A 7,135-nucleotide genomic window follows, 5' to 3' on the forward strand; every position below is an offset into this window, starting at 1 on the left:
AGCTGGGATAAGGGGAGAAATGAGATGACGGCAATTTTACCGCATGGCGGCAGTTTGATCAATAGGCTGGCTGCCGGGGAAGAACGGGAGCGCTTGTTGCAAGAAGCGGAGAAACTGCAGACCATATCCATCAACAAATGGAGTATTTCCGACCTGGATCTGATTGGTGTTGGAGCTTTTTCTCCACTGAACGGCTTTTTGAACGAAGAGGACTACCGCTCCGTTGTTAAAAATATGCGGCTGGCGGATGGAACGGTATGGAGCATTCCGATCACGCTCTCGATCAGCGAGGAGGATGCGGCTCAAATCTCCATAGGGGAGACCGTGGCTCTTACCGGCCAACATGATGGCGTTATCTACGGTCTTTTAAAAGTAGGCAGCATCTATAAAGTGGATCAGCGTGAAGAAGCGGTGAATGTGTTTAAAACGGACGATCTGGAACACCCGGGTGTAAAAAAACTGTTTGAACGCTCCCCGATTTATGTAGGCGGAGAGGTGACGGTATTGAACCGCCCGCAGCCCGAACGGTTCGGCGAGTTCTATTTCGACCCTGAAGAAACCCGGCGCATCTTTGCGGAGAAGGGGTGGAAACGGGTTGTCGGCTTTCAGACCCGCAATCCGGTGCATCGGGCTCACGAGTATATTCAGAAGAGCGCGCTGGAGATTGTAGACGGGCTCTTCCTCAATCCGCTTGTCGGGGAGACAAAGTCGGATGACGTTCCGGCCGATGTGCGGATGAAGAGTTATCTGGTGTTGTTGGAGAACTACTATCCGCAGGATCGCACCTTCCTGGGGGTATTCCCCGCGGCGATGCGTTATGCGGGACCAAGAGAGGCCATATTCCATGCCATGGTGCGGAAAAATTACGGATGTACCCATTTCATCGTCGGCCGCGACCATGCCGGGGTAGGGGACTACTACGGGACTTATGAGGCCCAGGAGATCTTCTCCAATTTTACCGCAGAGGAATTGGGCATCTCGCCGCTGTTTTTCGAGCACAGCTTCTTCTGTACGAAATGCGGAAACATGGCGTCGAGCAAAACATGTCCACACCCGAAAGAGGATCATATGACTCTCTCCGGGACGAAAGTAAGGGGCTTGCTGCGCGACGGGATTTGTCCGCCGCCTGAGTTTACCCGTCCGGAGGTAGCCAAGGTTCTGATTGAAGGCATGAGTCACCAGGTCATTATATAATACAGCTTAATTTAAAAGCCTTGCATGGCTTTCGGCATATTTGTCCACCTCGTCCCATATGATGATTAATGTCATTATGGACGGAGGTGGATTTTTTTATGGACTCCCAAGATAAAGTGACGGTGTGGATTCCCCTCGGTCACATCAAGAAGGCGGTGATCGGACTTTGCCTATTGGCCGTACTGGCGGGGTTGGCGATATATGAAAGGCCTGCGGCAAAAGTATGGAATTACTGGAGTCTCCCGCTCGCGGGCCGGAAGATTGTACTGGACGCCGGACATGGAGGTCCGGATGGGGGGGCGGTCAGCAAGCAAGGACTGATCGAGAAGAATATCAACCTCGCGGTGGCGTTGTATTTGCGCGACTATTTGCAGCAGGCCGGTGCCATCGTTGTGATGACCCGGGAAGTCGACAAAGACTTGGCCGGAGCCGAGACAAGAGGGTACAGCAAGCGGAAAACAGAGGATTTGAAGCAGCGCGTCCGGTTTATCGAGGAGCAAGAAGCCGACTTATTTATAAGCATTCACATGAACAGTGTGCCTTCCGAACGTTGGCGCGGGGCGCAGACGTTTTACTTTTCGAACAACGGCAATAGCGCCGCCTTGGCGGATTTGATCCAACAGGAATTACGGCGGAATCTGGAGAATACGGACCGGGTCGCAAAAGTTTCCGACAAGCCGGTATATGTCCTTCAGGCTTTGAAGATCCCCGCGGCGCTCGTAGAAGTAGGCTTTCTCTCCCATCCGGAAGAATCCCGGTTATTGGGGGATGAGGGCTACCAGCGCAAAGTGGCGGCTTCCATTTACCAGGGCCTTTTGAGGTATGCCTCCGGGGAAGGGGCGGGAAAATCAGCGGACAGCGACAAGTAATGATATAATAAATGTCATAATAGACGTAGTTACTTATATCATATAAAGTCGAGGTGCTGTCATTGATAACGAAGGAGCAGCTGGAAGCGGTGCTGCGGCCTGTCGCAGAACCCGCGTTACGTCGGAGTCTTGTCGACTTGCAGTGGATTCGGGATATGATGATCAAGGAAGATAAAGTCTCCCTCACCGTCGTTTGCCTGGGTAAAGACGAGGCATCACAGCAGTCAATCGAAAAAGAAATCCGGTTTCGTTTGGCCGAAGCCGGCATCTCTCATGTGCATCTCCGCTTTCGCGAAGCGTCGGAGCAGGAGAGAATGAACGCGGGAGCGGAGCCGGCCGAGACCGGCCCATCTTCGAAGGGATCCGCATCCGCTCAAGCGGCGGAAGGACCGGGGCCAGTAAAGGGTCATGGCGCCGGATTGGAGCATCTGCCGATTCTGGATCCCGAGTCGGGCGTGCATTTCATAGCCATTGCCAGCGGAAAAGGCGGGGTCGGGAAATCGACCGTTACCGTCAATCTGGCGGCGGCATTGGCCAGACAAGGGAAGCGGGTCGGTCTGATCGACGCGGACATTTACGGTTTCAGCGTGCCGGATATGATGGGAATCGAGACGGCCCCCACCGTGCAAGAAGGGGCGATCATTCCGGTAGAACGGTTCGGCGTCAAAGTGATGTCCATGGGCTTTTTTATCCAGGATAACAACCCGGTTATTTGGCGCGGTCCCATGCTGGGGAAAATGCTTCGGCAGTTCTTTAACGACGTAAATTGGGGCGAACTGGATTACATGCTGCTTGATCTGCCGCCGGGAACCGGCGATATCGCACTGGATGTGCACCAGATGATTCCGCAAAGCCGGGAGATCATCGTGACCACCCCGCATGCCACAGCGGCCTTCGTCGCGGCCAGAGCTGGAGCGATGGCGCTTAAAACCGAGCATGAGGTATTGGGGGTCATCGAAAATATGGCGTACTACGAATGTTCGGCATGCGGGCAGAAGGATTATATTTTCGGACGGGGCGGGGGCGCGCGCCTTGCGGAAACGCTGCACACCGAGCTATTGGCGCAAATTCCGGTCAGCGCGCCGGACAACCACCCGGCCGAGCCCGATTTCTCCCCTTCCGTGTACAAAGCGGACACGCCTGCCGGACAGATTTACGGCGAGGTGGCTTCGCAAATCATTGCGAAATGTACAAAAGACTGACCCGGGGTCAGTCTTTTTTGTACATTCAGCTTCGGATGATGACTAGGCTCCGCCGCCCCCTTGGCCGCCACCGCCTTGGCCACCGCCGCCCCCACCTTGTTGGGTGCCGCCGCCTTGCCCGCCTTCTTCACCAGACTTAGGGGCCTTTTCCACCTTCGGCTGAAGCTGCTCTTGAACGACGGTTTTCAGTAAGTCCATGACTTCCATTTTGAATAAAGGACTTTGCATGGCTTCTTGCATTACAGTCATGGACTGTTTACGGAAATCCGAAGTCTTCGTCAAATCCAGAAACATCTTCATAACTTCCGGCGATTTCATAATTTCGCTGACGGATTTTTGATACGTCGGATCTTTAATCAGCTCCATATGCATTTGCTTGCTCTGCGTATTGATCGCCTTGGCAAAATCACCGGCAAACTTCGGGTCCGTCATAATTTTCTCGAATTCCTTTTTATATTCAGGCGAGGTGATCGTCTCTTTGACCGCCATACGGATTTGGTCGGAGGATTGTCCCGGAAGAATCATCTTGATCCCCATCGTGCCCCCTCCACCGGACCCGCCGCTCCCTGAACCTCCTCCGGATCCGCCACCGGATCCGCCTCCGCTTTCGTCGCCACCGGATTCACCGCCACTACCGCCACCGGACTCACCGCCCCCCGATTCGGAACCGCCGCCTCCGGAACTGCTTTGGCCGCTTAAGGCTTCGTAGATGGCCTTTTTGCCGTCTTCGGTTTTCAGGATATCAATGACCATGGATTTGGTGTCTTTATAGCTGACTCCGCCTTGCGATGAGGAGGAGCTCTGTTCAGAACCGCAGGCCGCCAGCGGAAGAGTGAATAAACATAAGATGCACACAAACCATCGATAACCCTGCCACTTCATGGTTCCTTCCTCCTTATGCTTGTCGCTGGTCATTAGTATGCGGTCTGAAAAAAGGAATTATCCAACCGAAAACCATGGTTTTTTACCGGGATCGTTGGTAAAATATTTCGTTAGTGGGGGTGTCGCGGTTGAACTTAAAAAGATGGCTTTATTTGTTTTGGACGACCCTGGTCGTCGGTGCCGCAGGTTCTTTGATTGTAGGTCTGCTGCTGCAATGGACAAGCACGGTCGAACTTAAAGGAACGGCGGATTTTCTTGTGAATGTCGGCATCCTGCTCGGCGTTGGCATCATGGTCAGTGTTTATTCCCAAATGGGCTTTTTTGCGTATATGATGGTAAACTACATGGGAAACGGTGTTTTTTCCCGCAGAACCTGGCTGTACGTTCAAATTGTACTTACCGCGCTTGCGCTCCTGGAGTTGATGTTTTTCCGCGCGTTTGTGGGCGGGGAGAGCAGAGGGGCGTCGGATATGGTTCTTGGCCTGATATTGCTCGTTATAGCTGTTGGGGTTGCTTTTTTAAAAGCGAGGATGACGAATGCTACGGCCTGGGTACCGACTTTATTCTTTATGATTGCGGTTACGATCGTGGAAACGGTCGGTGTGCTCAAAATCGGAGTGGATCAGGCGACGGCATGGATAGCGGCACCGCTGATCGCTTGCAACGCATACCAAATTCTGATTTTGCACCGCATATTGCAGCCTAAGAACGCATAAACAAAAAAAGAAGTCCGGATGATCCGAACCGGGCTTCTTTTTCCTTTTTTACATTCCCGCCGCCGTATCCACCTGCTGCCATATCCAGGCTTGATCCCTCACCTGGTTTCCCTTCAGCCCGGCTTCCTGGAGCAAGTCGGAGACCGTAACGAATTCGTAGCCTTTTTTGCGGAGCTCGTCGATAATGATCGGCAGCGCTTCGTGCGTCTGCTTGGCGGAATCGCTGGCATGGAACAGGACGATATCGCCGGGGTGCGATTTGCTGACGACTCTTTTTACAATCGTATCGCTTCCTTTGTTCATCCAGTCCTGGGAATCCGTATCCCATTGGATGACTTGGTAGCCAAGGTCATGGGCAACTTTCAGCACGCGTTTGTCAAAATCGCCGTTCGGCAGCCGGAGCAAATTTGGTGCTTTACCTGTTACATCGGTTAAAATAGTATGGGCCGATCTTAGCTGCTTGGTGATTTCCTCATCGCTCAGTTCGCTGTAATTGGTGTGTTTGTGGCCATGGCTCCCGATTTCGTATCCTTGTTTTTGGATGGCTTTGACGATATCCGGGTGGCTATTGCTCCATGGGGAGGAGAGGAAGAAGGTCGCCTTCTGAACATTTTTGTCCTTAAGGACTTTAAGGATCGGTTCTGCGCGTTTATCGCCCCAGCTGATATCGAAAGTCAACGCGATGACCTTGCGGTCGGTGGATACGCTGTAAATGGCCGTCGGGCTGCTTTCTTCGGAGAAGACGGTAATATGGCTCTGTTCCACGTAGATTACACCTGCCGTAAACAGGGCTGCCGCGAAGAGAAAAAAGAACCTTTTGATCTTCTTCCCGTTCAGGACATAGAAGAAATTGTTCATTGGATGATGCCCCTCTCGTCATCAGAATAAATTTACTCCGCTTGTCTAATGTATGCTCGTACCTTTTTGCTTTATGACTTTGATTAGGAGGCTTATGCATATGCTTTCACCTCGATTATTTTTTCTGGACCTTAGGCGCTATAAAAAAGCGATGTACTTGTCGCTGGCTCTGTTCGCAGTCGGTATCCTGCTGGGGACGGCGGGTTCTGAAACCATTGCCGGATTGGTGGCCCCGGATATCGCGAAGCTTCAGGAATACAGCCGCGAGCTGTCGCAGTCCGCAATGCCGGAGCTGAGCTTTTTTAAGTTTATCTTCTTGAATAATGCGATAAAAAGCGTAGCTGTGATTGTTCTCGGAGCTTTGTTGGGAATCATGCCGGCTATCTTTCTGCTGATGAACGGTATGGTCCTGGGTCTGGTAGTGTCGCTTGCCGCCGCACAAGGAGCGGACCTGTTTGAGCTTGTCGTGTTGGGTTTACTGCCGCATGGCATTATAGAGATTCCCGCGATTTTGGTAGCGGCGGGGTTCGGCATGCAGTTCGGTTATGTTGTGCTCAAGGGATTAGGTGAATTGGGAGCCAGAGATCGGTCGGACCGGACCGTGAATTGGAAGGATTTTTTTGCTTCGGCGGGTAGGGGAGCTTTTTGGATTGTGGTATTCCTTCTGATAGCGGCAGTCATAGAAAGCACGATAACTTATCACCTTATGAGGTGAAGTGTCATAATTTTCCCGGAAAGTGAGCATAACAGTAAAGCGGTTCAAAAGAACGGGTTTATACGGGCGGGGAAGAGGTTAAACAATAAATACCCAGGAAATGTAAGGTCATTCGCTGCCGCCATACGTCCTAACTTAGTCCTTGTAAAAATCGCAACTATCGATGAAGAGGAGCTGTTATGCCATGCTGGGAATGCTGTTTAATGAAAAGGAATGCAAGGAACTTGATTACGTGCTTCGAAAAGAACTGGACGAAATGCTGCTTGATTTAAGCGATCAACGGCTGGACCGTGAAATTAGACGGGCTATCGCTAACCGGTATAAGACGGTATTTCGGATGTATGCCAGATTCGCCCCTTCCAAAGAGCTCTCCAAATATGCTAGACGTATTGTTTTATAGATTTCGACGGATGGGGAAATTTGGGTTTGACATTTTCTTCGGGGATGTGGTAAATTATCAAACGTTCCGCTTTTTCGGGACAACGTAGTGAGCATCGTTCGAAGGTAGGATTTGGAACAAAAAAACTTTCGAAAAACTCTTGCAAAAACCTAGCTGACTATGTTATATTATAAAAGTCGCCGCTGAAACAAAGCGATGACGAAATGACGAAGTTGATCTTTGAAAACTGAACAACGAGTGAGTATTAAAATGATGGGATTTAAATCGACCTTGTGTCGTTTGAAAATCCATCCTATGAG

General features: G+C 51.4%; 8 protein-coding genes. 6 read left to right on the forward strand and 2 right to left on the reverse strand.

Annotated features, from left to right (window positions below):
- Window positions 1-24: 24 nt before the first annotated feature.
- The 3 genes from sat (at window position 25) to FRY98_RS28280 (ending at window position 3,265) form a co-directional block, all read left to right on the forward strand.
- Window positions 25-1,194, forward strand: coding sequence for a sulfate adenylyltransferase (sat, locus tag FRY98_RS28270; protein WP_148458055.1), 1,170 nt, complete (start codon window positions 25-27; stop codon window positions 1,192-1,194).
- Between the two features lie 98 nt (window positions 1,195-1,292).
- Complete coding sequence (cwlD, locus tag FRY98_RS28275) at window positions 1,293-2,063, forward strand: N-acetylmuramoyl-L-alanine amidase CwlD (protein WP_148458056.1); 771 nt, start codon at window positions 1,293-1,295, stop codon at window positions 2,061-2,063.
- Window positions 2,064-2,125: 62 nt separating this feature from the next.
- Entirely contained in the window at window positions 2,126-3,265 is a 1,140-nt protein-coding gene (locus FRY98_RS28280; RefSeq protein ID WP_148458057.1) for an Mrp/NBP35 family ATP-binding protein, read from the forward strand.
- A gap of 42 nt (window positions 3,266-3,307) precedes the next feature.
- Here the strand turns inward: FRY98_RS28280 and gerD are convergent, their stop codons facing one another.
- Window positions 3,308-4,147, reverse strand: coding sequence for a spore germination lipoprotein GerD (gene gerD / locus FRY98_RS28285; protein ID WP_148458058.1), 840 nt, complete (start codon window positions 4,145-4,147; stop codon window positions 3,308-3,310).
- A 128-nt stretch (window positions 4,148-4,275) separates the two neighbouring features.
- On the opposite strand from gerD, the gene FRY98_RS28290 reads away from it, so the two are divergent.
- Window positions 4,276-4,863, forward strand: a complete 588-nt coding sequence (locus FRY98_RS28290) for a KinB-signaling pathway activation protein (protein WP_148458059.1) — start codon at window positions 4,276-4,278, stop codon at window positions 4,861-4,863.
- Between the two features lie 48 nt (window positions 4,864-4,911).
- Here the strand turns inward: FRY98_RS28290 and pdaB are convergent, their stop codons facing one another.
- Window positions 4,912-5,721 carry a polysaccharide deacetylase family sporulation protein PdaB gene (pdaB, locus tag FRY98_RS28295; RefSeq protein WP_148458060.1) on the reverse strand — a complete coding sequence of 270 codons (810 nt, stop codon included), beginning with the start codon at window positions 5,719-5,721 and terminating at the stop codon, window positions 4,912-4,914.
- A 100-nt stretch (window positions 5,722-5,821) separates the two neighbouring features.
- Between pdaB and FRY98_RS28300 the strand changes: the two genes are divergently transcribed.
- Both FRY98_RS28300 and FRY98_RS28305 read left to right on the forward strand, forming a co-directional pair.
- Window positions 5,822-6,436 (forward strand): stage II sporulation protein M, encoded by a 615-nt coding sequence (locus tag FRY98_RS28300; RefSeq protein ID WP_148458061.1) that lies wholly within the window; start codon window positions 5,822-5,824, stop codon window positions 6,434-6,436.
- Between the two features lie 184 nt (window positions 6,437-6,620).
- Window positions 6,621-6,836 carry a hypothetical protein gene (locus tag FRY98_RS28305; RefSeq protein WP_148458062.1) on the forward strand — a complete coding sequence of 72 codons (216 nt, stop codon included), beginning with the start codon at window positions 6,621-6,623 and terminating at the stop codon, window positions 6,834-6,836.
- The last annotated feature ends 299 nt before the right edge of the window (window positions 6,837-7,135 follow it).

The organism is Paenibacillus faecis (genome assembly GCF_008084145.1).
In the GTDB taxonomy this organism is placed as follows: Bacteria; Bacillota; Bacilli; order Paenibacillales; family Paenibacillaceae; genus Fontibacillus; species Fontibacillus faecis.